Origin of the sequence: Streptomyces violaceus (genome assembly GCF_036014075.1) — a bacterium.
Taxonomy (GTDB): domain Bacteria; phylum Actinomycetota; class Actinomycetes; order Streptomycetales; family Streptomycetaceae; genus Streptomyces; species Streptomyces violaceus.
Window position 1 is genome coordinate 6,457,767 of sequence record NZ_CP107911.1, and the last position, 25,515, is coordinate 6,483,281.

Sequence of the window (25,515 nt, forward strand, 5' to 3'; positions counted from 1 at the left end):
CGCCTTCACCTCGTGACCCCGAGCAGTCCGTACGAGCTGAGAGCATAGGGGGCGATCGAATCGAACAGGGAGGGACTCATGCCCGAGGGTGGGGCGTCCATATCGAACACCGAGCAGGGGGCCGCAGCAGTCGAGGAGGGGGAGCGGCCCGACCTCACATCGCACCGCCGCACCGGGCTCCTGGTCACCTTCCTCCTCGGGAGCCTGACGGCCGTACCGCCGCTGGCGATGGACATGTACCTCCCGTCGCTGCCTGAGGTCACCCGCTCCCTGCACGCGCCCGCCGCGACCGTCCAGCTCACGCTCACCGCCTGTCTGGCCGGCATGGCGCTCGGGCAGCTCGTCGTCGGGCCGATGAGCGACCGCTGGGGGCGCCGCCGCCCGCTGCTCGCCGGGCTCGCCGTCTTCGTCGTCGCCACCGTCCTGTGCGCCCTCGCCCCCACCGTCGAGCTCCTGGTCGCCTTCCGGCTGGCCCAGGGCCTCGCGGGCGCCGCCGCGATCGTCATCGCCCGGGCCGTCGTCCGCGACCTCTACGACGGCATGGCCATGGCCCGCTTCTTCTCCACCCTCATGCTGATCTCCGGGGTCGCCCCGATCGTGGCGCCGCTGATCGGCGGACAGGTCCTGCGCGTGACGGACTGGCGGGGCGTGTTCGTCGTCCTCACCGTCATCGGCATCGCGATCGGCGTCCTGGTCTGGACGAAGCTGCCCGAGACCCTGCCGCCCGCCGAGCGCCACAGCGGCGGCGTCGGTGAGGCACTGCGCGCGATGCGCGGCCTGCTCGCCGACCGGCCCTTCGCCGGCTACACCCTCACCGGCGGCTTCGCCTTCGCCTCGCTCTTCGCCTACATCTCGGCGTCCCCGTTCGTCATCCAGGAGATCTACGGAGCCTCCCCGCAGACGTTCAGCCTGCTGTTCGGCGTCAACTCCGTCGGGCTGGTCCTCGTCGGCCAGATCAACGGCAAGATCCTGGTCGGCCGGGTCAGCCTGGACCGGGTGCTGGGCATCGGACTGACGATCGTCATCACCGCCGCGACCGCGCTGCTGCTGATGTCCACGGGCGTGTTCGGCGAGGTCGGTCTCGTGCCCGTCGCCGTCGCGCTCTTCGTGCTCATGTCCGCGATGGGCATCACCCTGCCCAACACCCAGGCCCTCGCCCTGATGCGCACCAAGCACAACGCCGGCTCCGCGTCCGCCCTGCTCGGCACGTCGTCGTTCCTCATCGGCGCGATCGCCTCCCCGCTGGTCGGCGTCGCCGGCGAGGACACCGCCGTCCCGATGGCCGTCGTCCAACTGGCCGCCGCACTGGTGGCAGTGGCCTGCTTCATGGGAATGTGCCGACCTTGGAAGGTCTCGAAGGACTCGAAGGCCTCGAACACCTCGAAGACGGAGAGCAGGACCGCGAGCGCGGAGGGAGCGGACAGCTGAGCGCACCGAGACTGCGCGACGGCACGCCGGAACGGGCCGGACTCGACCCCGCGGAACTGCGTCATCTCGTCCGGGAGGTCCACGTCCTCACCACCGGGCAGCGCCCCTGGGCGCCGGGTGCGGTCCTGGTCGTCGGGCGTGGCCCGGTGATCGCGGTGGAGGAGGCGGCGGGCTGGGCCGTGCGCTACGCGGCCTACGACGAGGACGCCGACGCCGGTGTGGAGCTGCCCGCCGAGGACCGGGTCCCGATGACCGTCGGCACACCCTTCGACCTGGCGTCCCTGACGAAACTGTTCACGTCCGTGGCCGCCGTGCAGCAGATAGAGCGCGGCACGCTGGGCATCGACGCGAGGGTGGGGGCGTATCTGCCCGACTTCACGGGGGTGGCCCGGCACGGCGTCACCGTGCGGCAGCTGCTCACCCACACCTCCGGGCTGCGGCCCGAACTCCCGCTGTACGACTGCGCCGACGCCGCGCACCGGCTGGCGATGCTCCAGGCGGAGCCGCCGGTCGGCGTGGCCGGCTCGTACTGCTACTCCGACCTGAACATGCTGCTCCTCCAGTACGTCCTGGAACGCGTCACAGGCCGCACGCTCGACGTCCTCTTCCGCGACGGCATCACCCGGCCGCTGGGCATGACGGCGACGGAGTTCGGGCCGTGCCCCGGGGCGGCGGCCACGGAGGACCAGCGGCGGCCGTGGGCCAAGGCGGACCGGGGGATGCTGCGGGGCGAGGTCCACGACGAGAACGCCTGGGCGCTGGGCGGCGTGGCGGGCCACGCGGGCCTGTTCTCCACGGGCCGGGACCTCGCGGTGTTCTGCCGCACCCTCCTCGCCGGCGGCTCCTACGGTCCCGCCCGCATCCTCGGGCCCGACTTCGTCGAGCTCCTCTTCACCCCGCCCGGCCTCGGCTTCTCCCTGGACCAGCCGTGGTTCATGGGCGACCTGGCCGGCCGGGGCGCGGCCGGCCACACGGGCTTCACCGGCACGTCCCTCGTCCTCGACCCGGCGACGGACACGTTCCTGATCCTCCTCACCAACACGGTCCACCCACGCCGCCGCCGCCCGGACAACGCGCCCAGGGCGGCGGCGGGGGCGCGGGTGGCCCGGGCGGTACGGGGGATCTGAGAGCGCTGCTCTCCCAAGAGGGCAGAACTCTCGGTGGCGAGCGGCGCTCTCTCCCTCGCCCCCTCGTAGAATCGCCGGGTGAACGCCCCCGCACTCCCGGCCGAAACCCTCCGCGCCGCACTCGCCGGTCTGCTCGACGGGCTGCCGCCCCGGCAGGCCTCGCGGGCGGTCGAGCGGCTGATCGCCAGCTACCGCGGGGCCACCCCCACCGACGCTCCCATCCTCCGGGACCGGGCCGATGTCGCCGCCTACGCCGCCTACCGGATGCCCGCGACCTTCGAGGCGGTGCGGTCGGCGCTCGAGGCGTTCGCGGACGCCGTGCCCGGGTGGGCGCCCGGCGGGCACCTGGACCTCGGTGGCGGTACGGGCGCCGCGGCCTGGGCCGTGACCGCGACCTGGGACGGGGAGCGGCCCGTCACCGTGCTCGACTGGGCCGAGCCCGCGCTGGCCCTCGGCCGGGAGATCGCCGCGGCCAACCCGGCCCTGCGGAACGTACAGTGGCAGCGCTCTCGGATCGGAGCGGCGCTCACCCTCGAGAGCACTGATCTCGTCACGGTCTCCTACGTCCTCAACGAGCTGACCGCCCCCGACCGCACCGCCCTCGTCGACGCCGCCGCGGCCGCCGCCCGGGCCGTCGTGATCGTCGAACCCGGCACCCCCGACGGCTACGCCCGTGTCATCGAGGCCCGCGACCGGCTGATCGTCGCCGGCTTCCACATCGCCGCCCCCTGCCCGCACAGCGCGGACTGCCCCATCGTCCCGGGCACGGACTGGTGCCACTTCTCCGCCCGGGTCAGCCGTTCCTCCCTGCACCGCCAGGTCAAGGGCGGCTCCCTCCCTTACGAGGACGAGAAGTTCAGCTACGTCGCCGCCGCCCGCTTCCCCGCCGAACCGGCCCCCGCACGCGTCGTACGCAAGCCCCAGATCCGCAAGGGCCAGGTCCTCCTCGACCTCTGCGAGACCGAACCGTCCCTGAGCCGCGCCACCGTCACCAAGCGCCACGGCGACCTGTACAAGGCCGCACGTGACGCGGACTGGGGTGACGCCTGGCCGCCCGCACCCTGATCACCGGCCTCCTGTCAGGTACGCCTAAGATCAACTCGCGCACCAAGTCGACCATCCTGCGCCTCTGGTACAAGGGCACCAAGGGCTGTGACATCAAGGGTGTCGACGGCGGCTCGTACAAGAACGCCTGCGGGATCAAGAGCTACCACTACTGGCGCAAGGTCAACTACCGCGGCACCGTGGGCTACGTGCCCAACGTCTGCGTGAAGTACTCCTGACCGGCCCAGCGGGACAACGTGTCCTCCGCCGACGCCCGGTCGGTGGGGGACAGGTTCGCGATGTCGACGCTGTGATTGCCGCCCGGCACCCACAGGAGCCGTGAGTCGGCGCCCCCGGGCCGGAAGTGCTCGGCCACGGCCGGGTCCTGGGCGCCGTTGACGAACAGCATCCGGCTCCCGCGACGGCGGACCCAGCGGTCGATGTCCGGCATGGCGGTCGTGTCGAAGGCCATGGGGATGTCCCGGGGGACGAAGTTGCGCGCCGCGATGCCGTCCGGGTGGCGCAGCAGGTCCGCCACATGGGCGGTGGGGACCTCGCCGTACCCCAACTGCGTGCCGATCTGGTACCAGTACGGGATGAACCGCCCGGCCGTCGTGTCGGCGTACAGGGACAGCCCCGCCCAGCGGTCCAGCCACGTGTACAGCTCTTCGGTCGTCGCCTCCGGGCCGGGGATCGCGCCGGTGTCGGCCGGCGTCGCGCGCTGCCAGAACATGAACAGCACACGCAGCACGGCGATTTCGAATGCCTTGTCGGCGCTGCCGATGATGCGGAAGGTGTCACCGGTGGCGGACGCCCAGGCCTCGTAGCGGGCGACCAACTCGGCCCGGTGCAGCAGCATCCGGCGCTGGGCGGCCTTGACGGCCTCGCGGTCGGGGGCGGAGCCGACCGTCTCCAGGAAGCGCAGGCAGGCGGAGTCCTCGCGGTCGTCGACGTTGTTCGGGGCCGAGTAGACCACCGTGCCGTCCACGTCACCGGGGTGGAAGCGGCGGTGGTAGACGCTCGTCATGCCGCCCTTGCTGCTGCCGGTGGAGAGCCACGCGCCGGGGTAGACCCGGCGGAAGAGACGGACGACGCGGTGATGGTCGTCGGCGGCCTGGCGGATGGTGAGGTGGGTGTAGCCGGAGCCCGCAGGGCGTGAGGTGCCGAAGTAGCGGTGTTCCACCTGGAGTTGGTTGGCGCCCAGCAGTGTTGCCGGTTCCGTCCGCCGCGGGGTGGGGGCGGCGTGGTAGCCGGTGCTGAACAGCACCGTGGGCCGGTCGGCGGCGGTGTGGAGCAGGGTGAGGCGCTGCTCGAAGGTGCCGGCCGCGGGGTCGGTGTGGTCGACCGGCTGGCGCAGGCCCAGGACGAAGTGGCGGTACCCCGGTTCGGCGTCCTGCCGCTCCTCGATCAGCCGCAGTCCGGGCAGCGCCCGCAGGATGTCCGCGATGTCGGCGTCCCCCGGCCGGGGCCTTCCGGCCGCCGCCCGCGCGGGTACGGCCGCCGTGGCGGCGAGTCCCGCCGCAGAGACCGCCGAGGCCGCCGAGGTGAGCAGCCGTCGTCTCGTCCACACGCTCATGGTGTTTCCTCCCGGGTGTCCGTCGGTGGCGGTTCCGTCGCGGTGTCACGACCGCTTCAGTACATCCGCCGGACGTCCCGGGAGGATCCCGCGCGCGAGGGGACGGTCTCCCCCGGGCGGGGGAGGCTCACGACGACCGGTCGGTCGTACCGCCCTCCTGTCCTTCCCGTTGCTGCTCCCGCTTCTCCTGGAGCTTGCGCAGCAGCTCGCGCTTCTGGGCCTGCGGATCGAGACCGCCGCCGATCCGGCCGCCCCGGCCGCCGCCGCGCAGCGCGTTGCGGCCGAGGTTCTTGCGAGCTCCGCCGACACCCAGCATGTTTCCGGCTCCGCCTCGGGTCATTGCCGGGACTCCTCTCGTGAGTGTGATGATGCGACGAGACGTTTCGTCTCGTTCCTTCCTCCATACTGTCCGACGAGACGCACCGTCTTGTCAACCTGATAAGTTCGAGCCATGAGCCTGAAAAAGTCCGCGCAGCCCGCCCCCGACTCCACCCGGCGCAGCGAGAGGTCCCGTCGCGCCATCTACGACGCCGCCCTCACGCTCGTCGCGGAGGTCGGCTACCCCAGGACCACCATCGAGGGCATCGCCGCCCGGGCCGGTGTCGGCAAGCAGACGATCTACCGCTGGTGGTCCTCCAAGGCCGACGTCCTGCTGGAGGCCTTCCTCGACCTGAGCGAACAGGCCTCCCGGGACGCGGGCCCGGAGTACGAGTTCGCCATCCCGGACACCGGCGACCTCGCCGCCGACCTCAAGGCCGTCCTGCGCCTCACCGTCGACCAGCTCCGGGACCCCCGCTTCGAGGGCCCGTCCCGCGCCCTGGCCGCCGAGGGAGTGGTCGACGAGCAGCTGGGCCGCATCGCCGTGGCCAAGCTCCTCGAACCGTCGCTCCAGATGTACGCCGACCGGGTGCGCTCCGCGCAGGAGGCCGGCCAGGTCCGCCCGGACGTCGACCCGCGCATCGCCCTCGAACTCTGGGTCTCCCCCCTCGCCCAGCGCTGGCTCCAGTACACCGGCCCGATCTCCTACGAGTACACCGACACCCTCGTCGACTACGCCCTCTACGGCCTCGCGCCCCGCTGAGCGGCCCGCGCCAGCCGCCCCGGCGTGTCCGTGATGACCCCGGTGCACCCCAGCGCCAGCACCCGGTTCCGCTGCGCGTCCGTCACCACCGTGTGCGCCCACACCCGCGCGATCCCCGAGTTCACCGCCCGCACCAGGTCCGCGTCGCGCGCCCGGTGGTCCACGTCCAGCAGGTCGACGTACGACCGCCAGCGCTCCGGGCGGTCCGTGCGCAGCTGCCGCGCCGAGCGCCACACCTGTGTGAGCAGGCCGAGGCGGTGGGCGCGCCGGGCCACCCCGGGGTCGTTGGAGTTCACGAAGACCGAGCGGGTCAGGCCACGCGCCCGGATCAGGCCGGCCAGCCGGTCCAGACTCCGCGGATCCTTCGCCTCCAGCATCAGCACGATCCGCCCGCCGAAACGGTCCAGGACCTCCGCGACCGTCGGCGGTCGCTCGGACCGCCAGCTCCCGGGCAGTACGTCCCTCGGGCGCAGCCGTACGCCCTGCCACTCCAGGGCGTCCAGGCGGCGCACCTCGCCGCCCAGGTAGGTGGTGCGGTTCAGGGTCTCGTCGTGGAACACGACCGGCGTGCCGTCGCGCAGCAGCCGCGTGTCGAAGTCCAGTACCTGGGCCGTACCGCGCCGGTAGGCGGTCATCAGCCCCGACATGCTGTTCTCGGGGACCTCGTGGGCGCCGCCGCGGTGCGCGACGTACGTGATCCGGGGGAGTGCCGCCACCGTCAGCGGGCCGCTGCCCCACTCGAGCGGCATCGGGGCGGTGCCGTGTCCCGTGAGGGTCAGCGCGACCACGGAAGCCGCGGTGGCCAGGCCCGTCAGCGCGATCGTTGTGACCATGGCGATACGGTAGGGCGCCATGTCAGGTCAAAGCGGGCAATGACACCGATCTCGGTGCGGCATATGCCTCGCTCGCCCCACCGGTACCCGTCTCATAGCTCCTGCCCCGGATGTGGGCACTGGCCCCCCGGTGCGAGGGAAGATGGGACCATAGGGCATGCTGTTCCGCACGACAGCGAGGCGAGGGGATAGATGAGCGCGGAGTTCGGCGGTCGGACCGGCCTGCAGGGCAAACTCACCCAGTGGCTGCGCGCCGGGCGCCGGCCGAAGGAGACCGCCGGTGACGGCGGGCGTGAGGCCCTGCTGCTCGCCGCCGCCGGCGCGGGACTGCCCCTCGCGCCCGCGGCCCACCCGGCCGGCTACCGCTGCTCCTGCGACCGCGTCGGTTGTCCCACCCCGGCCCGGCACCCCGTGTCCTTCGCCTGGCAGACGCAGTCCACCACCGACCGCGCCCAGATCGAGCGCTGGGCCCGCCACCAGCCCGAAGCCAACTTCATCACCGCGACCGGCATGGTGCACGACGTCCTCGACGTGCCCCTGGATGCCGGTCGCGACGCGTTGGAGCGGCTGCTCGCGGAGGGTGTCGAGGTCGGGCCGGTCGCCGAGAGCGACGACGGCCGCATGCTCCTCTTCACCCTCACCCGCGGGACGCCCGAGGACGAGGACGAGTGGTGGCCGTGCGAACTGGACTGCCACCCCGAGACGGCGGACGAGCACCCCGGGCTGCGCTGGCACTGCCGTGGCTCCTACGTCCTCGTGCCGCCGGCCCGGCTGCCCGGTGACGGCCGGGCGGTGCGGTGGGTGCGCGGGCCGGAGCATGAGCTGCCGGACCCGTTGAGCCTGCTGGAGGTGCTCACCGAGGTCTGCGGCCGGTACGTCGACGCCGACTCCGCGGGGTCGGCGTGGCCTTCGCGGCGCTGAGGCCCTGAGCCGGTCGCGGCTTTGAGCTGGCCGGGGCCCTGAGCTGGCCGGGGCTTGAACTACGAGCCCTCCGCGGAGGTCATTCCCTGGATCCGGCCCAGGATCGTCACCTTGCCCTGGCCCTTCGGGTCCAGCGCCACCTCGTTGGAGACGAACTCCAGCATGAGGGACTGCTTGATCTCGCCCTTCGTGAGGGCGAGCACGTCCTTGTTCGGGGTCGGGAACGTCGTGCCCGCGTAGGCCGTCTGCTTCTCGTAGTGCCGCGTGGTGAAGAACACCAGCGCCCCGCCGTCCGCCGTGCGCAGCGCCAGCGGCCCGTAGTCGCCGTTCGTCAGCGGCTCGTCGATGTACTGGGTGACCAGGCCCGGCCTCTTGGTGTTCTTCTCGCGCAGGGCACGCCACTGGCTGGTGTGCGGGCCGTCCGCGAAGGCGGCCCCGCCGTTCTTCAGGTACGTCGTGTAGGTCTGGCTCAGGTCGCCGGGCTTCGCCGCCAAGCTCGTCGAGTTCACGGGGACCGACTCGGCCCAGCCGTCCGCGTCCTTCTTGAACTCCGGGACCTTGCCGGGGGCGACGAGGGTCAGGTACGCGACCTGGAACGGGTCGTCGAGGCTGCTGCGGGTGAACACGAGCAGCCAGCGGGCGGTGCCGCCCTTGTTGCCGGCGGCGTCGACGACGAACCAGCGGGGCCAGCCGGCCTTCTTCGGGATCGTGAACTTCGCGTCCGTCAGCTTCAGCGGCGTGTGGTTCGGGTTGCCGCCCGGGTTGTTCTTCTGGCCGGCCTCAAGACGAGCCGAGTCGATGTCGGCGAGGGCGCCGGTGGTGTGCTCGGCGTCCAGGGAGGCGTCGTAGGCCTTGTCGGCGTCGTTGTACGCGGTCGTGAACTCCTGGAGGGCCTTGGCGGCTTCGGCGCGGGTGGTCGACGGGAGGATCTCCCGTTCGCCGTGCACGACGACGCATCCGCTGGCCGTCAACGACAAAGCGGTCACCGAGGCCGATATGAGGGTCCTCCGGCCAAGCGTGCGGAGTGTTCGAGGGTCGCGATCCCTGATCATCGGGTGCCTTCACCTTCCCCTTTCCGGAGGCGAACCCTACCGGGTGCCTCCGGCGGTCGGGGCGGGGTGGGTGCGCCTGCTCGCCGGTGGTGGTGGGTCGGGGCCGCGTCGGGGGGTGTCCGTCCTCGGAACGGCGCGATGGGGTTGCATACCGACTAACTCCCCGTTGACGCGCCAACCGCTGCGGGCGGACACCCCCCGACACGTCCCCTTCTCGCCGTACGCGGGTGCGGGCGCGTTCCGCCCCAGCTGCGGGCATGCGTGCCGCTAGGGGCGGCACGGGTGGGCGCAGCGGCACCCCGCGCCGCCGGGTTGCGGACCCACCCGGCACCGGCACCGACGCAGAGCACCCCGTCGCGCCGAGCTGTGCAACGCCCCGGACTCAGCTGTCGCTGGTCGCCGTTGTCGGTGTCCGGCGTTGTCCGAGGCCGGTCGGTGCCAGGAACAGCACCAGGGTCGGGATCAGGTACAGGAGCCACACCGTCACCTGGAGGACCGTCGGGTCCGGCTGGAAGTTGAACACGCCCTTGAGGAGCGTGCCGTACCAACTGTCCGGAGGAATCGCGCCGGAGATGTCGAAGGCCTTGTTCGTGAGGCCGGGCAGAAAGTCGGCCTCCTGGAGGTCATGGAAGCCGTACGCCAGTACGCCCGCGGCCACGACCACGAGCATGCCGCCGGTCCACGTGAAGAACTTCGCCAGGTTGATGCGCAGCGCGCCCCGGTAGAACAGCCAGCCCAGAGCGACCGCCGTCGCAAGACCCAAACCCACGCCCACCAGCGGCCGCGGCGTGCCGTCGCTCGCCGCCTGGACCGAGGCCCAGACGAACAGGGCCGTCTCCAGGCCCTCCCGGCCCACGGCCAGGAACGCCGTGGCGACCAGCGCCCCCGTGCCCATCGCCAGGGCCGCGTCCAGCCTGCCGTGCAGCTCCGACTTGAGATGGCGGGCGGTGCGGCGCATCCAGAACACCATCCAGGTCACCAGACCGACCGCGAGGATGGAGAGGGAGCCGCCCAGCGCCTCCTGGGCCTGGAACGTCAGCTCCTGGGAGCCGAATTCGAGCGCGCAGCCGAAGCCGAGCGCGAGGGCCACGGCCACGCCGATGCCGGTCCAGATCGGCTTCAGGGCGTCCCTGCGGTCCGTCTTGACCAGGTAGGCGATGAGGATGCAGACGACCAGGCTCGCCTCCAGCCCCTCGCGCAGGCCGATCAGGTAGTTGGAGAACATCGGGTCTACGCCTCCCCGGAGAACAGCGCCCGGCCCCACCAGTCGTCCTTGTCGCGGACGCCCGGCGGGATCGCGAAGAGCGCCGAACCCACGTGCTGGATGTACTCGTTGAGCGCGTCCGCCGCCAGGCTGCGCTGGATCGGGATGAAGCCCTCGCGGACGTCCCGCTGGTAGGCCAGGAAAAACAGGCCCGCGTCCAGGCGGCCCAGGCCGTCCGTGCCGTCGGTGAAGGAGTAGCCGCGGCGCAGGATCGTCGCCCCCTGGTTGGAGTCGGGGTGCGCGAGCCGGACGTGCGCGTCGGGCTTCATCGCCTTCAGGAACGGCTTGTCGCGCTCCTTCGCCTTGCCGACCGGGGCGCCTTCGCCCTTGTCGCGGCCGAAGATGTCCTCCTGCTCCTGGAGGGAGGTGCGGTCCCACGTCTCGATGTGCATGCGGATGCGGCGGGCGACGAGGTAGGAGCCGCCTGTCATCCAGGCCGGGCCGGCCTTCTCGGACACCCAGACGTGCTCGCGCAGGCGGTCCGTCTCCGTGCCCGCTATGTTGCGCGTACCGTCCTTGAAGCCCATCAGGTTGCGCGGGGTCTGTGCCTCGGGCGTCGTCGACGACGTCTTGCCGAAGCCGAGCTGCGACCAGCGGATGACCACCTTGCCCATTCCGATGCGGGCCAGGTTGCGGATGGCGTGCACGGCCACTTGCGGGTCGTCCGCGCAGGCCTGGACGCACAGGTCGCCGTCGCTGCGGGTGTGGTCGAGGTTGTCGCCCGCGAACTTCGGCAGGTCGGCCAGGGCTTCGGGCCGGTGGTCCGCGAGGTCGAACTTCCTGAAGAGGGACGGGCCGAAGCCGACCGTGAGTGTCAGGCGGGAGGGTTTGAGGCCCAAGGCCTCGCCCGTGTCGTCGGGGGGTGCCTCGGGCAGGCCGCCGTAGGCGCCCTCGCCCACCGGGTGTCCGGCCGTCATCCGCCGGGCGGCCTCCGTCCAGTCCTTCAGCAACTGGACGAACTGCGGGCGGTCGTCGGTCGTCACGTCGAACGCGGCGAAGTGCAGGCGGTCCTGCACAGGGGTGGCGATGCCCGCCTGGTGCGCGCCGTGGAAAGGGACCGCGGCTCCGGCGCCTGCCGGGGCTTCGTCGTCGCCGCGGGCCATCGCGACCGCTCCGCCGGCCGCGGCGGCGCCGAGCGCGAGGCCCGCGCCGCCCCAGCCGAGCAGCGAACGGCGGGAGGGGGAAGGCGAGTTGGTGTCCGTCATGGTGCCGTCCTGCTACTTCGCGACCGCTGCGGCGAGCTTGGACAGGGGCTCCGCCAGGGCGTTCACCGCGTCCGAGAGTTCCTTGCGGTCCGCCTTGCCGACCTTGTCGTACGAGGTGAAGTCGTAGGACGTGGTGTTCGGGCGGTACTTGTCGAGCAGGGTGTTGAGGGCGGCGAACTGCTTGTCCAGTTCGGTGACGAGGGCCGCGTCGTTCTCCTTGGCGACCGGCTTCAGCAGCTCGTACGACTGCTGCGCGCCCTCGACGTTGGCCTTGAAGTCGACCAGGTCGGTGTGCGAGTAGCGCTCCTCCTCGCCGGTGACCTTGCCGGTGGCGACCTCGTCGAGGAGTTCCTTGGCGCCGTTGGCCATGGAGGTGGGGGTGATCTCGGCCTTGCCGACCCGCTTCTGCCAGTCGTTCAGGTCGGTGATGAGCGTGCCGGCGAGTTCCTTCTCGCGGTCGCCGATCTTCATGTCCTGCCAGAGGGCCTTCTCCAGGCGGTGCCAGCCGGTCCAGTCGGTGGCCGGGTCCTGGCCGTCCTCCAGGCCGTCCTCACGGACGTCGACCTTCGGGTCGATGTCGCCGAAGGACTCGGCGACCGGCTCGGTGCGCTCCCAGCCGATGCGGGAGGGGGCGTACGCCTTCTTCGCGGCGTCGAGGTCGCCGTCCTTGACGGCCTGGGCGAACGCCTCGGCCTTGGGCAGCGTCTCGTCGGCCTGAGCCTGGACGTAGGCGCGGTAGGCCGCCACGGCCTTGTCCAGGCGGGGGTCACGCTTGACGGTCTTGCCGCCGGTGGCCTTGACGGCCTGGCGGATGCCCTTGCCCTTCATGCCGGGCTTGCAGGCGATCTGGTAGTCGCCGGCCTTCACCTCGGCGGTGACGCGCTGCTTGGTGCCGGGGCCTATGTTCTCCCGCTCGGTGACCACGCGGTCGTCGGGGAAGAGGATGTAGACCTCGGTGACTTTGGAACCCTTGTTCTCGACGGCCAGCTCGACGTGTCCGGCCGGGAACTCCTTCTTCGACACCTCGCACTTGTCGTCCGTCGCCGTGACGTGGACGACGTGGTCGCCGTCCTTGGCGTTGCTCTTCTCGGTGCAGCCGGTGACGGCGGTCAGGGCCGCCGCGACGGCGATCGCGAGGGAAGCGGGTCTGGCGGGTCGCATGAGGGCTCCAGGGAAGGGAAGGTGAGGCTCACCTAAGGGCCACACAAGGATGACCTGAGTGGCTCAAAATCGCCGTCACGAATGAGTCAAGGAGGGGTCAAGGCTCCCGTAGTGGGTGCACCAGAAGCGCTCCCGTCCTGGGATGCGGGAGGGCCTCGACTGGCTGGTCGTAGACCTCGGACAGCAGTCGTTCGGAGAAGACCTCGGCGGGCCGGCCGTCCGCTGCGACGCGACCGGCGCACAGAAGCGCGACCCGGTGCGCGTAGGCCGCGGCAAGCCCCAGGTCGTGCACCACCATGACCACCGCGTCACCGGCGTGCGCCCTTGGCCGGCACAGTCGCAGCACCAGTTCCTGGTTCCGGAGATCGAGCGCCGCGGTCGGTTCGTCGAGCAGGAGGAGAGGGGCGTCACGGAGGCGAGGACATCAGCGACCGGGACGGGATAGCGCCGGTGTCGGCGGCGACCGGGGCCAGGACGAGAGGGGCTGCGACCAGTACCGCGGTCAGCAGCCACGTCGTCGTACGGCGTCTTCGGGGCGGGCTCTTCGGCCGGGGCGCTCGTGGTGGGCCTCTCCAGGACGGTCATCCAGCCTTGCCTTCGCTCTCTGGCGGTCGTCGTGGCGGTGAGGAGTTCAAGGCAGAATGCCCTCGTGACTGACTACGACGTACTCCGTGTCTTCTGCGGGCCGCGCGGTGGATACGGCAATGAACTCGGGGTCGTCCGCGAGGGTTCGGTGCTGCCCGAGGAGAGCGAGCGGCAGGAGTTCGCCGCGAAACTCGGCTTCAGCGAGACCGTGTTCGTCGACGATCCCGAGCGCGGCGTGATCGACATCTACACACCGACCCTGCGGCTGCCCTTCGCCGGGCATCCCTGCGTCGGGACGGCGTGGCTGCTCGACGTGCCCGAACTGGTCGTCCCCGCCGGGACGGTCGGCGCCCGGCAGGACGGCGAGTTCTGCTGGATCGAGGCGCGTGCGGAGTGGGTGCCGCCGCGCACCCTGCGGCAGTACGGCAGTGCCGCAGAGGTCGACGATCTGGCGGTACCGCCGCCGGGGGAGTGGGTCTACGCCTGGGCCTGGGAGGACGAGCCCGCCGGCCGGGTCCGCGCCCGGGCCTTCCCGGGCCGCGGCGACGGCATCGACGAGGACGAGGCCACCGGGGCGGCTGCCCTGCTGCTCACCGACCGGCTGGGCCGGGCCCTCAACATCACCCAGGGCGCCGGCTCCCAGCTGCTGACCGCGCCCCAGCCGGGCGGGTGGACCGAGGTCGGCGGCCGGGTGCACCTTGAGCGCTGAACCAGGCGGTGGCCTCCGGGCTCACGCCGACAGCGGGAACTCCGCGCCCAGCGCCTGGAACACCGCGTTGTTCAGCGCGTACGCCCGCTTGCACTCGGCCACGGCCCGCTGCCGCTCCAGCTCGTCACCGGGCACCGCGTCCAGCAGTGCGCAGTAACTCCGCTTGAAGGCGGCCGGGTTGGGGATCTGCTCGAAGACGTAGAAGCGGACCCCGTCGCCCTTCTTCGTGAAACCCCACGCCTTCTCGGCCGTGTCGCGGATGATCTGCCCGCCGGAGAGGTCGCCGAGGTAGCGGGTGTAGTGGTGGGCGACATAGCCGGCCGGCCAGGCGCGGGCGCACTCGGTGATCCGCTCCGCGTACTCCAGCGTGGCGGGCAGCGCGCTGATGCCCGACCGCCAGCCGGGGCCGCGCAGATACTCCAGGTCCTGCTCCAGCGAGGCCATACGGAACAGCTCCGGGCGGACGAACGGGCCGGCCACCGGGTCCGCCGCCAGCCGCGCGGCCCCCGACTCCAGCGCCCCGTACACGAACCACAGCTGCTCGGTGTAGCGCGCGAACGCGTCGACGCCCAGTTTGTGCCCCAGCAGGTCGCTCATGAAGGTCGAGCCCCTGACCTCCTCGTGCTGCTCTCGGGAAGCGGTCCGAATGAGGGTCGAGAAGGATTCCATGGCGACACTTTCTATGGTTAGGCTAACCTAAGTCAATGCTCTTTCCGACCTGTTGTCGGTAAACTTCCCGACCTGGTGTCGGTAAAAACCTGCCCCGAGGATCCCGTGCGGAGTCCGGATCCGAAAAAGCGGCCCGCCCTCCGAGGAGAGCGGGCCGTTCGACGGTGTGCGTGCGGTGGTGCTACGGCAGCGTGAGGATCTCCGCGCCCGTGTCCGTCACCACCAGCGTGTGCTCGAACTGGGCCGTCCGCTTGCGGTCCTTCGTGACGACCGTCCAGCCGTCGTCCCACATGTCGTACTCGTGCGTCCCGAGCGTCAGCATCGGCTCGATCGTGAACGTCATCCCGGGCTGGATGACCGTCGTCGCGTGCGGGCTGTCGTAGTGCGGGATGATCAGGCCCGAGTGGAACGAGCTGTTGATGCCGTGACCGGTGAAGTCCCGGACCACCCCGTAGCCGAAGCGCTTGGCGTACGACTCGATGACCCGGCCGATGATGTTGATCTGCCGGCCGGGCCGGACCGCCTTGATCGCGCGCTCGAGGGACTCCCGCGTCCGCTCCACCAGCAGCCGCGACTCCTCGTCGACGTCGCCCACCAGGTACGTCGCGTTGTTGTCACCGTGCACGCCGCCGATGTACGCCGTCACGTCGAGGTTGATGATGTCGCCGTCGCGCAGGACGGTGGAGTCCGGGATGCCGTGACAGATGACCTCGTTGACCGAGCTGCACAGCGACTTCGGGAAGCCGCGGTAGCCCAGCGTCGAGGGGTAGGCGCCGTGGTCGCACATGTACGCGTGCGCCACTCTGTCCAGCTCGTCCGTGGTCACCCCGGGGGCGATCAGCTTCGCGGCCTCCGCCATCGCCCGGGCGGCGATCCGGCCCGCGACGCGCATCGCCTCGATCGTCTCGGGGGTCTGCACCTCCGGTCCGGTGTACGGAGTCGGCGCGGGCTTGCCGACATACTCGGGGCGGCGGATGTTTCCGGGCACGGAACGGGTGGGGGACAGCTCCCCCGGTGCGAGCAGCGACTGGCCAGACATGCCAGCGAGTCTAACCAGCGCCCACGGGGGAACATGTCGGTGGCGAGAGGAGCTGGTCATGGCCCTGTTCAAGAAGCGCACGGTCGGCAAGCCGGGTGAGTGGTACTACTGCCTGGAGCACAAGAAGGTCGAGGAGGGGCCGGAGTGCCCCAACAAGGACCGGTTCGGGCCGTACGCCTCCCGCACGGAGGCCGAACACGCGATGGCGACCGCCCGGGAGCGCAACCTCCAGTGGGAGAACGACCCCAAGTGGCACGACGCCCCGGCGGGCGGCCGGGACGAGGACTGATCACGCCTCGGCGGCCAGAGCGGCGGCTGCGCGTTTCTCGCGCAGCCGCACCGCGTGCTCGTTGCTCCGCACGTCGTACGTCATGAGCCTCGGCAGGCACACCGCCAGCAGTGCCACCGCGCCCACGCACAGCAGCCCGCCGGACCAGACCGAGGTCCGCACCCCCAGCCAGGCCGCGAAACCGCCGCTGCGCATCTGACCGACCGTCGGTCCGACCGAGTACGACAGCAGCTCGATCCCGGCGAGACGGCCGCGCAGCTCGTCCGGGATCGTCTGGTTCCACATGGCCGCGCGGAAGACACCGCTGACCATGTCGGCGCCGCCGGCGAGAGTCAGGAACAGCAGCACCAGCCACACGTCGCCGACGACCCCGGCGCCCGCGATGGCCAGACCCCACAGAGCGGCCGCCAGCACCACCATCCGGCCGTGCCGGTGCACCCGCGAGGTCCATCCGCTGGTCAGGCTCACCAGCAGGGCCCCCGCCGGGACCGCCGCGTACATCAGCCCCAGTGACCACTCGGCGTCCAGCTCGCCCGCGAGGAACGGCAGCAGGGCGAGCGGCATCGCCAGGAACATCGCGGCCAGGTCGACGGCGTAGGTCCCGAGGAGTTCCTTGCGGCTCCACGCGTAGCGGGCGCCCTCGGCGATAGCCCGCAGCGAGGGCTTCACCGCCTCGTGGGAGGCCGGGGAGGCCGCGATGCGCGTGATCAGCACCACGGACACGACGAACGTGGCCAGGTCGGCGCCGTACGCCCAGCCGACGCCGGCGTAGGCGACCACCACACCTGCGAGGGCCGGGCCCGCGACGCCGCCGACCGTCCAGCGCAGCGAGTTCAGGGAGGCCGCCGCCGGCAGGTGGTCGTAGGCCACGATCCGCGGCCACAGCGAGTCGAGCGCGGGCCGTTGCACGGACACCAGGGCGGAGGACAGGGCGGCGACGACGTACAGCGGCCAGACGGCGGGCCGCGGAAGCAGTGCGTTGGCCAGCAGCACCACGCTGAGCAAACCCTGCCCCGCCTCCGTCCAAAGGATCAGCTTCCGCTTGTCCCACGCGTCGGCGAGAGCCCCGCCGTACAGACCGAACACGACCAGCGGCACCAGTTCCACGGCCCCGATGGCCCCGACCGCCGCGGCCGACTCCGTCAAATCCTTCAACTGCACGGGCAGTGCGACGAACGTCAGGAACGTCCCGAAGTTGGAGATCAGCCCCGAGATCCACAGCCGCCGGAAGTCGGCGGAGGCCCGCCACGGGGACAGGTCGGGGAGCATGGCACGGAGGCCGGAGGAACGTTCGGGGATGTCGTCGGTCACGAAGGGTCATGGTCGGGGGAGGGGTGGAGGCGGGCAACTGCTTTTCGGCACCGGAGGGCCGGTGCCGTGGCGGTGGCCGCTCAGGCTTGGCTGCTCATCCGCGGGATCGTCACCAGCGTGCCGGAGGGGGCGCCGTCAGGTCGTCCGCCAGCCGGGACAGCCTGTCCCTGAGACGCCGGCGTCCGCGCGCGGGAGCCGGCAGCGCGTTCTCCCCGGCCGCCGCGCTGACCAGGTGCTGGACCGTGTCCAGGTCCAGTTCCGAACCGGCGGGGACGGCCAGGGACTCGTGGGCCATCGCCGGCAGTTCCCCCGCGCCGGGGCCGAGGGCGAGGACCGTCGCCCCGGCGCGCCGGGCGTCGTACACCCGTTCAAGGAGTGGCGCGGCAGGGCCCTCGGGGGACACCACCAGCAGCGTCTCGCCCCGCCGGGCCGCCTCCAGCCGCCCGAGGCCGACCGCGAGATGCGCCGGGTCGCAGGGGCGCGCGTCGTGCCGTACCAGCGTCGGGGCCAGCTCCGGCGTGCCCGACCACGCGGCCTCGTCCACCAGGTGCGCCGCCAGATGCCACGGCTCGTACTGCGGCGTGCCGACGAGCAGCAGCCCGCCCCCGTGTGACACCACCGATCCCCGCAGCGCCACGGCGAACCGCCGCGTGGCGCCCAGCCACTCGGTCCCGGCGAGCACTTCCCGCAGCAGCGCGACCCGTACGGCATCCATGCGACCGCATCCTGCCCGAGCCGGTCGCGGGTGAGGAGGAAGTCTCTACGGAATCGCCCGGCCCGGGCAGTTGGGTCGCTCACCCGTGCCATGAGGGAACGGCTGGGGGAGACATCGGTGCCACCGGCGCGGACGTAGAGTCGGGGCCATGACCTCTACCGACAGTGCTGCCACCGACAACGCCCAGAAGGCCCCCGCCAAGGACCCCTGGGACCTGCCCGACGTCTCCGGACTCGTGGTCGGGGTGCTCGGCGGAACCGGGCCGCAGGGCAAGGGCCTGGCCTACCGGCTCGCCCGGGCCGGCCAGAAGGTGATCATCGGCTCGCGGGCCGCCGAGCGCGCCCAGGCGGCGGCCGGGGAACTCGGCTACGGCATCGAGGGCGCCGACAACGCCGAGACCGCGCGCCGCAGCGACATCGTGATCGTCGCCGTGCCGTGGGACGGCCACGGCAAGACCCTCGAATCCCTGCGCGAGGAACTGTCCGGCAAGCTCGTCGTTGACTGCGTCAACCCGCTCGGCTTCGACAAGAAGGGCGCCTACGCGCTCAAGCCCGAGGAGGGCAGCGCCGCCGAGCAGGCCGCCGCCCTGCTGCCGGACTCCCGCGTCACGGCCGCCTTCCATCATCTGTCGGCCGTGCTGCTCGAGGACCCGGAGATCGACCAGATCGACACCGACGTGATGGTGCTCGGCGAGGTCCGGGCCGATGTCGAGATCGTCCAGGCGCTGGCCGGCCGTATCCCCGGGATGCGCGGCATCTTCGCGGGGCGGCTGCGCAACGCCCACCAGGTGGAGTCGCTGGTGGCGAACCTGATCTCCGTGAACCGCCGCTACAAGGCGCACGCCGGGCTTCGCGTCACCGACGTGTGAGCGGGTGAGGCGGATGGGGGACACTGGTCGTCGTAGCAGTGTCCCCTGACAGGAGTCGACCGAAATGCCCCGCCTTGCCGTTTACGCCCTGATCGTCTGCGTCCTCGCCGTGGCGGCGGCCGTGGTCTCCTTCGTGGAGGGCAGCTGGCTGGGGATCGTCTGGGTCCTGCTCGCCGGGCTGTCGTCCAACATGGCCTGGTACTACCTCAAGCGCGCCAAGGCGCGGAAGTCGGTCACGGGCTGACCGAGCAGAACTCGTTGCCGCCCTGCCAGAAGCGGTACAGCTCCTGACCGCAGTACGTTTCGAAGTCGCTGATCTGGAGCGACTTCAGGATCGTGTCGATCACGTCGAAGAACACGCCGTTCACCGCGGGCAGCCACAGCAGCGCGAACACGAACAGCAGGCCGAAGGGCGCGAACGGCTCCACCTGGCGCCGGATCTTGTACGACAGCCACGGCTCGATCACGCCGTAGCCGTCCAGGCCCGGCACCGGCAGGAAGTTCAGCAGCGCGGCCGTCACCTGGAGCAGGGCGAGGAAGGCCAGGGCGAACCGGAAGTCGCTCGGCACGCCGTCCAGGGCGTCCAGCCAGAACGGAGCCGTGCAGACGATCGCGAACAGTACGTTCGTCAGCGGACCCGCAGCCGAGATCAGACTGTGCCGCCAGCGTCCCTGGATCCGCCCCCGCTCGATGAACACCGCGCCGCCGGGCAGGCCGATCCCGCCCATGATCACGAAGATCACCGGGAGCACGATGCTCAGCAGCGCGTGCGTGTACTTCAAAGGGTTCAGGGTCAGATAGCCCTTCTCCCCGACCGAGAGGTCGCCGCTGTGCAGGGCGGTGCGCGCGTGCGCGTACTCGTGCAGACACAGGGAGACGATCCAGGCCGCCGTCACGAAGAGGAACACGGCGACGCCGGGCTGCTCCGCGAACCCGGTCCAGGTCGCCCATCCCGTGACCGCCGTCACGGCCAGAATCCCGACGAACACGGGACTGATCCGGCGCTCACTGTGGCGGCTGGTGGCGGTGGTCATGGGACTCCCTGCACTCTTCGGACACGCGGTGGGACTGCCCGACCGTACCGGGCGCACCGGGAAAACGTCTCGCGCGGGGCGGTCGGTTCCGGAGAGGGTGGGGGCATGGGGCTCTGGCACGTGTTCTACGCGGACTGGCAGATGGAGTGCTGCGGCACGCCGCGGCTCCCCGGGCCCGGCGACCCGGCCGGCCACGGCCCGGCCGCCCAGCTCGGCGGCCGGGCCAGCCGGCCTCGGCCCGGCCACCTCATCCCGGCCACACCGTCCCGGCCACCCCGGCCAGCCGCCCGCCGCGCCGTCGAACGTCGTGACCCGTCCTCGTACCACCGGAGACAATGGACCCCGTGCGCTACCGCATCCTCGGCACCACGCAAGCGCTCCGCACCGACGGCACGGTCGTTTCGGTGGGCGGGGCGCGGTTGCGTGCGCTGCTGACCGTGCTCGCTCTGCGGGCCGGCCGTACCGTTCCCGTGCGGCTGCTCGTCGACGAGGTGTGGGACGGTGCCCCGCCCGCCGACGGGCCGGCGGCGCTGCAGGCGCTGGTCGGGCGGTTGCGGCGGGCCCTCGGGGCGGACGCGGTCGCCTCCGTCGAGGGCGGGTACCGGCTCAAGGCCGCGCCCGACGACGTCGATCTGTACCGGTTCGAGCGGCTGGCCGGCGAGGGACTGCGGGCCCTGGCCGACGATGATCCCGCCAAGGCCGCCGTGATCCTCGACGACGCCCTCGCCCTGTGGCGCGGCCCGGCCCTCGCCGACCTCCCCGACCGCACCGCCGAGGCGGCCCGCCGGGACACCCGCCGCCTGGACGTCCTGCGTGCCCGCCACACCGCCGCCCTCGCCCTCGGCCAGGCCGAGCAGTCCCTGCCGGAGCTGACCGCCCTGTGCGACAGCCACCCCCTGGACGAACCCCTCCAGACCCTGCGCCTGCGCGCCCTGCGTGACACGGGCCGCAGGGCGGAGGCCCTGGACGCCTACGAGGAGGTCCGGCGGCTGCTCGCCGACCGGCTGGGGGCCGACCCGGGGCCGGAACTGCGTTCCCTGCACGCGGAGTTGCTGAGTCCGGGGGACAGGCCCGTAGCCCCGTCGGCCGCCGAGTCTCAGCCCGTCGGCAACCTGCGGGCCCGGCTCACCTCCTTCATCGGCCGCGAGAGGGACATCGAGACCATCCGCGGCGATCTCACCACCGCCCGGCTGGTGACGCTGCTCGGGCCCGGCGGGGCCGGCAAGACACGGCTGTCGCAGGAGGCCGCCGAGACCGTACGGCCCACCATGGCCGGAGGTGTCTGGCTGGCCGAACTCGCCCCGGTCGACGACCCCGCCGCCGTCCCGGAAGCCGTGCTCACCGCCGTCGGCGCCCGCGAGACCGTGCTGTACGGCGCGGGCGCCGAGGGCATCCGGGCCGCCGTCGCCGACCGGCTCGACGACCCCGTCGAGCGGCTCGCCGAGCACTGCTCCAGACCCCGCATGCTGCTGATCCTCGACAACTGCGAGCACGTCGCCGACGCCGCCGCCCGGCTCGCCGAGGAACTGCTGGAGCGCTGCCCGGGACTCACCGTTCTCGCCACCAGCCGTGAACCCCTGGGCGTGCCGGGGGAGTTGCTGCGGCCCGTGGAGCCGCTGCCCGAGCCGGTCGCGCTGCGGCTGCTCGCCGACCGTGGCGCGGTGGCCCGGCCCGGCTTCCGCGTCCAGGACGACCCCGAGGCGTGCGCCGAGATCTGCCGGCGCCTCGACGGCCTGCCCTTGGCCATCGAACTCGCCGCCGCCCGGCTGCGGATGCTCACGCCCCGCCAGATCGCCGACCGGCTCGACGACCGCTTCCGTCTCCTCACCTCCGGCAGCCGCACGGTCCTGCCCCGCCAGCAGACCCTCAGAGCCGTCGTCGACTGGTCCTGGGACCTGCTCGACGAGGACGAACGGGACGTCCTGCGGCGGCTGTCGGTGTTCGCGGGCGGCTGCGACCTCCCCGCCGCCGAGGCGGTGTGCGGGCCGGTCGCCCTGGAGGCGCTCGGCTCGCTCGTCGACCGGTCCCTGGTCGTGGCCGCCCCGCCCGGCGAGTCGGCCGGCGGCGGGATGCGCTACCGGCTGCTGGAGACCGTCGCCGAGTACGCCGCCGAGCGGCTGGACGAGGCCGGACAGCGCGCCGAGGCCGAGCGCGCTCACCTGACGTACTTCCGCGAACTCGCCCGCGTCACCGACCCGTTGCTGCACGGGCCCGGTCAGCTCGCCGCCATCCACCTGCTGGAGCGGGAGTACGAGAACCTGCGCACCGCCCTGCGCCACGCCGTTGCCCTGCGCGACGAGCAGGAGGCGCTGTGCCTGGCGCTGTCCCTCGTCTGGTACTGGCAGATGCGCGACCTGCGCATCGAGGCCCGCAACTGGTGCCGCGAGGTCATGGCCCTCGGACCCGACCCCTTCACCGAGCCCGTCCGCCGCGCCACCCCGGTGTGGCGGCGCTGCACCGACGCCCCGCCCCCGATGACCGGCGAGGTCCTTCTGGAGGCCCGGCGCGGGATCCACCTGGCCCACCTCGCCTGCATGGACACCGAACTGGACGCCTGGCAGACCCCGCGAGCCCAGCAGAAGCTGCAGATCATCGCCGAGACCTACGAGCCCGGCCTCCCGCAGAACTGCCGGCTCCCCGGCATGCTCTGGTTCTTCGCCGTAATGCTGACCGGCGACATGGACCGGCTGCGCCTCGTCATGGAAGCGTCCATCCGCACCTGCCGGGAGACCCCCGGCTTCGAGTGGGAACTGGCCTCCGGTCTCCAGATGCGGGCCAACTTCCTCGCCAACCGCACCGACTGGGCGGGCGACGCCGCCCGGGACGCCGACGAATCGCTGGAGATCTACCTGAGCCTCGGCGACGCCTGGGGCACCGCGGAGGCCCTCTCCGCCCGCGCCGAGACCCACGAACGCAGGGGCGCCTACGCCCTGGCCGCCGCCGACTACGAGGCGGCCATCGCGCACGCGGAACACCTCGGCGCCCACGGTCAGACGGCCGTGCTCAGCGCCCGGCTCGGCAACGCGCTGCTGGAAGCCGGCGAGGCCGAGCGCGGCGAGCGGCTGCTGCGCGAGGTGATCGCCGAGCGCGGGGACTCGATCAGCGAGGCCATGCCCGCCGCCCGCCTCTTCCTGGCCGTCTGGCTGGGCTTGACGAGCCGTGTCCCCGAGGCACGCGAGCAACTGCGGCGGCTGCGCCAGGACTTCCGTATCGCCCACTTCATCGTCTTCGACGCGTTCATCCTCGGTGCCGAGGCCTGGCTGTACGCCGTGGAGGAGCGTCACGCGGAGTGCCTGGACCTCATTCGAAAGGCGCTGGAGCGCGCCGCCGACCCGCGCTCGCAGGTCATCGCACCCCATATGCGGTCGGTGTACCTGACCATCGGGGCCGGAGCCCTGGCCTGCCTCGACGGCGGGCACCGCGCCGGGGACGCGGCCCGCTGCCTGGGCGCCGCCGACCGCCTCCTGCCGCCCGGCCATGTCGCCGCGCGGCAGGAGCGCGAGAACCGCGAGCGGGCGGAGCGGCGGGCCCGGGCGGTGCTCGGCGACCGGGCGTACGAGACCGCGTACGCGGAAGGCGGCGGTCTCTCTCCCGAGGAGGCCACCGCCCTGGTCTGACGCGAAGGCGACCCCTCCGGTCAGCTCTTGGTGCGGAACTTGTGGATCGCGATGGGCGCCATCACCGCCGTGATCGCCACCGACCAGCCGAGCGTCACCCACAGATCGTGCGCGACCGGTCCGCCGACCATCAGACCGCGTGCGGCGTCCGCCAGCGTGGACAGCGGGTTGTAGTCGGTGAAGGCCTGCAGCCAGCCCGGCATCGAGGTCGTCGGCGCGAAGATCGACGAGCCGAACTGGAGCGGGAACAGCACCAGGAAGCCCATCGCCTGCACGGACTGCGCGTTCTTCATGATCACGCCCAGGGTGAGGAACACCCACATGATCGACGACGCGAACGCGGTGGACAGGGCCACCGTCGCGAACAGACCGGGCCAGTTGGTGATGTCGAACCCGACCGCGACGGAGACGATCATCAGCACGGTGGTCGCGAACAGCATCCGCAGCAGCTCCACCGAGATCTTCGCGAAGAGCACCGAGCCGCGGCCGATCGGCAGGGACCGGAAGCGGTCCATGACACCGGAGTTGAAGTCCTGGCTGAATCCGGTGCCGACGCCCTGGGACAGCGTCATGCTCATCATCGCGATCATGCCGGGGATCACGTACTGCACGTACTGGTCCTGCCCGCCGCCCAGCGCCTGCCCGATCGAGCCGCCGAACACGAACACGAACAGCAGGGTGAAGATGACCGGCATCAGCAGCGCGTCGGCCATCGACTCCGGGTCCTTGCGGATCCACAGCAGATTGCGGCGTATCAGGGCCCCGGTGTGGCGCAGGTGGGCGCGCGGCGAGATACGGGCGTCCGCCTCGGCTGCGTGGACGGTTGCGGTGGCGGCGCTCATACGGCGACCTCCTGACGGTCGTCGGCGGGCGTGGTGTCCTGCGGGGCACTGGCCCGGTGGCCGGTGAGGGACAGGAACACCTCGTCCAGGCTGGGCAGTTCGGTGGTGATGGAGGAGAGCGTGATGCCGCGCGAGGTGACCGCGCCGACCACGGCGGTCAGCTGCTCGTCGCTGAGGATCGGCACGAGGACGTCGCCCCGGTCGGTGTCCACGGTCGTGGTGGCGAGCCCGGTGATCCCCAGCTCGTCCAGCGCGGCGGCGAGGGGCCGCAGGTGCACCGGGTCGGCGGGGCGTATCCGCAGCGCACGGCCGCCGACCTTCGCCTTCAGCTCCTCGATGGCACCGCCCGCGATGACCTGTCCGCGGTCGACGACCGTCAGCTCGGTGGCGAGCTGCTCGGCCTCCTCCATGTACTGGGTGGTGAGCAGCACGGTGACGCCGTCGCCGACCATGCGCTTGACCTCGTCCCACACCTCGTTGCGGGTGCGCGGGTCGAGCCCGGTGGTCGGCTCGTCCAGGAAGAGCACGGCCGGCCGGCCGATCATCGACGCGGCCAGGTCCAGACGCCGCCGCATGCCTCCGGAGTACGTCGCCGCGGGCCGCTTGGCGGCCTCGGTGAGCGAGAAGCGCTCCAGCAGTTCGTCGGCCCGGGCCCGGGAGCTCTTGCGGGGCAGGTCGAGCAGCCGCCCGATCATGTACAGGTTCTCCCAGCCCGAGAGCTTCTCGTCCACGGAGGCGTACTGTCCGGTGAGCCCGATCACCCGGCGCAGCTGCCGGGGCTGCCGTACGACGTCGTAGCCGACGACGGTGGCCCGGCCCGTGTCGGGAGCGAGCAGCGTGGACAGGATCCGCACCAGGGTCGTCTTGCCGGCCCCGTTCGGGCCGAGCACCCCCATGACGGTGCCTTCCCGTACGTCCAGGTCGACCCCGTCCAGTGCCTTGGTCTCGCCGTAGTGCTTCACCAGCCCCCGCACGGTGACCGCGGCGCCGCCGGCTTGTGTGTCGATTCGCGTCATGAGACAGAGAGTCTCAGGGCCCACCGACAAACCACCGACAAGCCACCGACAGACCGTGCCGGGGCCTCGACACGGGAACGGCCCGCCGACTGGGGGAAGGTCGGCGGGCCGTCCGTGGTACCGCTGTGG

At 71.8% G+C, this 25,515-nt stretch carries 24 protein-coding genes and 1 pseudogene; 10 read left to right on the top strand and 15 right to left on the bottom strand.

What is annotated here, in order from left to right; all coding sequences use genetic code 11:
- Positions 1–78 precede the first annotated feature (78 nt).
- From OG542_RS29050 to OG542_RS29060, 3 genes are all read left to right on the top strand, one after another.
- Positions 79–1,428: a multidrug effflux MFS transporter gene (locus OG542_RS29050; RefSeq protein ID WP_328414617.1), complete on the top strand. Its 1,350-nt coding sequence runs from the start codon at positions 79–81 to the stop codon at positions 1,426–1,428.
- A gap of 11 nt (positions 1,429–1,439) precedes the next feature.
- Positions 1,440–2,555, top strand: coding sequence for a serine hydrolase domain-containing protein (locus OG542_RS29055; protein ID WP_328418163.1), 1,116 nt, complete (start codon positions 1,440–1,442; stop codon positions 2,553–2,555).
- 78 nt (positions 2,556–2,633) lie between these two features.
- The gene (locus OG542_RS29060) at positions 2,634–3,620 is read left to right on the top strand and encodes a small ribosomal subunit Rsm22 family protein (RefSeq protein WP_328414619.1); all 987 of its coding nucleotides are present in this window, start codon (positions 2,634–2,636) and stop codon (positions 3,618–3,620) included.
- Positions 3,621–3,804: 184 nt separating this feature from the next.
- Here OG542_RS29060 and OG542_RS29065 read toward each other — a convergent pair whose 3' ends face one another.
- Complete coding sequence (locus OG542_RS29065) at positions 3,805–5,175, bottom strand: S28 family serine protease (RefSeq protein WP_328414621.1); 1,371 nt, start codon at positions 5,173–5,175, stop codon at positions 3,805–3,807.
- A 127-nt stretch (positions 5,176–5,302) separates the two neighbouring features.
- A complete protein-coding gene (locus OG542_RS29070; protein ID WP_328414623.1) occupies positions 5,303–5,515 on the bottom strand; it encodes a DUF6243 family protein in 213 nt (70 codons plus the stop codon).
- A gap of 111 nt (positions 5,516–5,626) precedes the next feature.
- Between OG542_RS29070 and OG542_RS29075 the strand changes: the two genes are divergently transcribed.
- Complete coding sequence (locus OG542_RS29075; protein WP_261682231.1) at positions 5,627–6,256, top strand: TetR/AcrR family transcriptional regulator; 630 nt, start codon at positions 5,627–5,629, stop codon at positions 6,254–6,256.
- Here the strand turns inward: OG542_RS29075 and OG542_RS29080 are convergent.
- On the bottom strand, positions 6,235–7,089 hold the full coding sequence (locus OG542_RS29080; protein ID WP_328414625.1) for a glycerophosphodiester phosphodiesterase: 855 nt from the start codon (positions 7,087–7,089) through the stop codon (positions 6,235–6,237). The genes OG542_RS29075 and OG542_RS29080 overlap by 22 nt on opposite strands.
- A 192-nt stretch (positions 7,090–7,281) precedes the next feature.
- Here OG542_RS29080 and OG542_RS29085 point away from each other — a divergent pair, with 192 nt between their 5' ends.
- Positions 7,282–8,010 carry a bifunctional DNA primase/polymerase gene (locus tag OG542_RS29085; RefSeq protein ID WP_261682229.1) on the top strand — a complete coding sequence of 243 codons (729 nt, stop codon included), beginning with the start codon at positions 7,282–7,284 and terminating at the stop codon, positions 8,008–8,010.
- A 59-nt stretch (positions 8,011–8,069) separates the two neighbouring features.
- On the opposite strand, the gene OG542_RS29090 is transcribed toward OG542_RS29085, so the two are convergent.
- From OG542_RS29090 to OG542_RS29110, 5 genes and pseudogenes are all read right to left on the bottom strand, one after another.
- A complete protein-coding gene (locus OG542_RS29090; protein WP_328414627.1) occupies positions 8,070–9,062 on the bottom strand; it encodes a hypothetical protein in 993 nt (330 codons plus the stop codon).
- Positions 9,063–9,444: 382 nt separating this feature from the next.
- Entirely contained in the window at positions 9,445–10,287 is an 843-nt protein-coding gene (gene efeU / locus OG542_RS29095) for an iron uptake transporter permease EfeU (protein ID WP_328414629.1), read from the bottom strand.
- A 5-nt stretch (positions 10,288–10,292) separates the two neighbouring features.
- Positions 10,293–11,531 carry an iron uptake transporter deferrochelatase/peroxidase subunit gene (efeB, locus tag OG542_RS29100; protein ID WP_328414631.1) on the bottom strand — a complete coding sequence of 413 codons (1,239 nt, stop codon included), beginning with the start codon at positions 11,529–11,531 and terminating at the stop codon, positions 10,293–10,295.
- 12 nt (positions 11,532–11,543) lie between these two features.
- Positions 11,544–12,692, bottom strand: coding sequence for an iron uptake system protein EfeO (gene efeO / locus OG542_RS29105; protein ID WP_328414633.1), 1,149 nt, complete (start codon positions 12,690–12,692; stop codon positions 11,544–11,546).
- Positions 12,693–12,789: 97 nt separating this feature from the next.
- A pseudogene (locus OG542_RS29110) lies at positions 12,790–13,098 on the bottom strand (hemin ABC transporter ATP-binding protein); the annotation flags it as partial.
- 243 nt (positions 13,099–13,341) lie between these two features.
- Between OG542_RS29110 and OG542_RS29115 the strand changes: the two are divergent.
- A complete protein-coding gene (locus OG542_RS29115; RefSeq protein WP_311125346.1) occupies positions 13,342–13,986 on the top strand; it encodes a PhzF family phenazine biosynthesis protein in 645 nt (214 codons plus the stop codon).
- A 21-nt stretch (positions 13,987–14,007) separates the two neighbouring features.
- On the opposite strand, the gene OG542_RS29120 is transcribed toward OG542_RS29115, so the two are convergent.
- Together OG542_RS29120 and map are read right to left on the bottom strand one after the other, a co-directional pair.
- On the bottom strand, positions 14,008–14,655 hold the full coding sequence (locus OG542_RS29120) for a biliverdin-producing heme oxygenase (RefSeq protein WP_328414636.1): 648 nt from the start codon (positions 14,653–14,655) through the stop codon (positions 14,008–14,010).
- Between the two features lie 181 nt (positions 14,656–14,836).
- Positions 14,837–15,694, bottom strand: coding sequence for a type I methionyl aminopeptidase (gene map, locus OG542_RS29125; protein WP_261683546.1), 858 nt, complete (start codon positions 15,692–15,694; stop codon positions 14,837–14,839).
- A 58-nt stretch (positions 15,695–15,752) separates the two neighbouring features.
- Here map and OG542_RS29130 point away from each other — a divergent pair, with 58 nt between their 5' ends.
- Positions 15,753–15,983, top strand: a complete 231-nt coding sequence (locus OG542_RS29130) for a hypothetical protein (RefSeq protein WP_328414638.1) — start codon at positions 15,753–15,755, stop codon at positions 15,981–15,983.
- Here the strand turns inward: OG542_RS29130 and OG542_RS29135 are convergent, their stop codons facing one another.
- Positions 15,984–17,252 (bottom strand): MFS transporter, encoded by a 1,269-nt coding sequence (locus tag OG542_RS29135; protein ID WP_328418165.1) that lies wholly within the window; start codon positions 17,250–17,252, stop codon positions 15,984–15,986.
- Between the two features lie 151 nt (positions 17,253–17,403).
- Complete coding sequence (locus tag OG542_RS29140; protein WP_328414641.1) at positions 17,404–18,009, bottom strand: hypothetical protein; 606 nt, start codon at positions 18,007–18,009, stop codon at positions 17,404–17,406.
- 148 nt (positions 18,010–18,157) lie between these two features.
- On the opposite strand from OG542_RS29140, the gene npdG reads away from it, so the two are divergent.
- Together npdG and OG542_RS29150 are read left to right on the top strand one after the other, a co-directional pair.
- A complete protein-coding gene (npdG, locus tag OG542_RS29145; protein ID WP_328414643.1) occupies positions 18,158–18,877 on the top strand; it encodes an NADPH-dependent F420 reductase in 720 nt (239 codons plus the stop codon).
- Positions 18,878–18,941: 64 nt separating this feature from the next.
- A complete protein-coding gene (locus tag OG542_RS29150) occupies positions 18,942–19,121 on the top strand; it encodes a hypothetical protein (RefSeq protein WP_328414645.1) in 180 nt (59 codons plus the stop codon).
- Here the strand turns inward: OG542_RS29150 and OG542_RS29155 are convergent.
- Positions 19,111–19,911 carry a site-2 protease family protein gene (locus OG542_RS29155; RefSeq protein WP_328414647.1) on the bottom strand — a complete coding sequence of 267 codons (801 nt, stop codon included), beginning with the start codon at positions 19,909–19,911 and terminating at the stop codon, positions 19,111–19,113. The two genes, OG542_RS29150 and OG542_RS29155, sit on opposite strands and share 11 nt — an antisense overlap.
- Before the next feature lie 335 nt (positions 19,912–20,246).
- Here OG542_RS29155 and OG542_RS29160 point away from each other — a divergent pair, with 335 nt between their 5' ends.
- On the top strand, positions 20,247–23,528 hold the full coding sequence (locus tag OG542_RS29160; protein ID WP_328414649.1) for a BTAD domain-containing putative transcriptional regulator: 3,282 nt from the start codon (positions 20,247–20,249) through the stop codon (positions 23,526–23,528).
- Between the two features lie 20 nt (positions 23,529–23,548).
- Here the strand turns inward: OG542_RS29160 and OG542_RS29165 are convergent, their stop codons facing one another.
- Both OG542_RS29165 and OG542_RS29170 read right to left on the bottom strand, forming a co-directional pair.
- Complete coding sequence (locus OG542_RS29165; RefSeq protein ID WP_193477625.1) at positions 23,549–24,370, bottom strand: ABC transporter permease; 822 nt, start codon at positions 24,368–24,370, stop codon at positions 23,549–23,551.
- The gene (locus OG542_RS29170; RefSeq protein ID WP_184596212.1) at positions 24,367–25,386 is read right to left on the bottom strand and encodes an ATP-binding cassette domain-containing protein; all 1,020 of its coding nucleotides are present in this window, start codon (positions 25,384–25,386) and stop codon (positions 24,367–24,369) included. Before OG542_RS29170 ends, OG542_RS29165 begins: the two co-directional genes overlap by 4 nt.
- Positions 25,387–25,515 lie beyond the last annotated feature (129 nt).

Coding starts and splice junctions, on each gene's coding strand:
- OG542_RS29170 (WP_184596212.1), bottom strand. CDS start 25,386: ATGACGCGAATCGACACACAAGCCGGCGGCGCCGCGGTCACCGTGCGG.
- OG542_RS29155 (WP_328414647.1), bottom strand. CDS start 19,911: ATGACCACCGCCACCAGCCGCCACAGTGAGCGCCGGATCAGTCCCGTG.
- OG542_RS29130 (WP_328414638.1), top strand. CDS start 15,753: ATGGCCCTGTTCAAGAAGCGCACGGTCGGCAAGCCGGGTGAGTGGTAC.
- efeB (WP_328414631.1), bottom strand. CDS start 11,531: ATGACGGACACCAACTCGCCTTCCCCCTCCCGCCGTTCGCTGCTCGGC.
- OG542_RS29120 (WP_328414636.1), bottom strand. CDS start 14,655: ATGGAATCCTTCTCGACCCTCATTCGGACCGCTTCCCGAGAGCAGCAC.
- OG542_RS29090 (WP_328414627.1), bottom strand. CDS start 9,062: ATGATCAGGGATCGCGACCCTCGAACACTCCGCACGCTTGGCCGGAGG.
- npdG (WP_328414643.1), top strand. CDS start 18,158: ATGACCTCTACCGACAGTGCTGCCACCGACAACGCCCAGAAGGCCCCC.
- OG542_RS29085 (WP_261682229.1), top strand. CDS start 7,282: ATGAGCGCGGAGTTCGGCGGTCGGACCGGCCTGCAGGGCAAACTCACC.
- efeO (WP_328414633.1), bottom strand. CDS start 12,692: ATGCGACCCGCCAGACCCGCTTCCCTCGCGATCGCCGTCGCGGCGGCC.
- OG542_RS29150 (WP_328414645.1), top strand. CDS start 18,942: ATGCCCCGCCTTGCCGTTTACGCCCTGATCGTCTGCGTCCTCGCCGTG.
- efeU (WP_328414629.1), bottom strand. CDS start 10,287: ATGTTCTCCAACTACCTGATCGGCCTGCGCGAGGGGCTGGAGGCGAGC.
- OG542_RS29135 (WP_328418165.1), bottom strand. CDS start 17,252: ATGCTCCCCGACCTGTCCCCGTGGCGGGCCTCCGCCGACTTCCGGCGG.
- OG542_RS29160 (WP_328414649.1), top strand. CDS start 20,247: ATGGACCCCGTGCGCTACCGCATCCTCGGCACCACGCAAGCGCTCCGC.
- OG542_RS29065 (WP_328414621.1), bottom strand. CDS start 5,175: ATGAGCGTGTGGACGAGACGACGGCTGCTCACCTCGGCGGCCTCGGCG.
- OG542_RS29070 (WP_328414623.1), bottom strand. CDS start 5,515: ATGACCCGAGGCGGAGCCGGAAACATGCTGGGTGTCGGCGGAGCTCGC.
- map (WP_261683546.1), bottom strand. CDS start 15,694: ATGTCTGGCCAGTCGCTGCTCGCACCGGGGGAGCTGTCCCCCACCCGT.
- OG542_RS29050 (WP_328414617.1), top strand. CDS start 79: ATGCCCGAGGGTGGGGCGTCCATATCGAACACCGAGCAGGGGGCCGCA.
- OG542_RS29075 (WP_261682231.1), top strand. CDS start 5,627: ATGAGCCTGAAAAAGTCCGCGCAGCCCGCCCCCGACTCCACCCGGCGC.
- OG542_RS29080 (WP_328414625.1), bottom strand. CDS start 7,089: ATGGTCACAACGATCGCGCTGACGGGCCTGGCCACCGCGGCTTCCGTG.
- OG542_RS29140 (WP_328414641.1), bottom strand. CDS start 18,009: ATGGATGCCGTACGGGTCGCGCTGCTGCGGGAAGTGCTCGCCGGGACC.
- OG542_RS29165 (WP_193477625.1), bottom strand. CDS start 24,370: ATGAGCGCCGCCACCGCAACCGTCCACGCAGCCGAGGCGGACGCCCGT.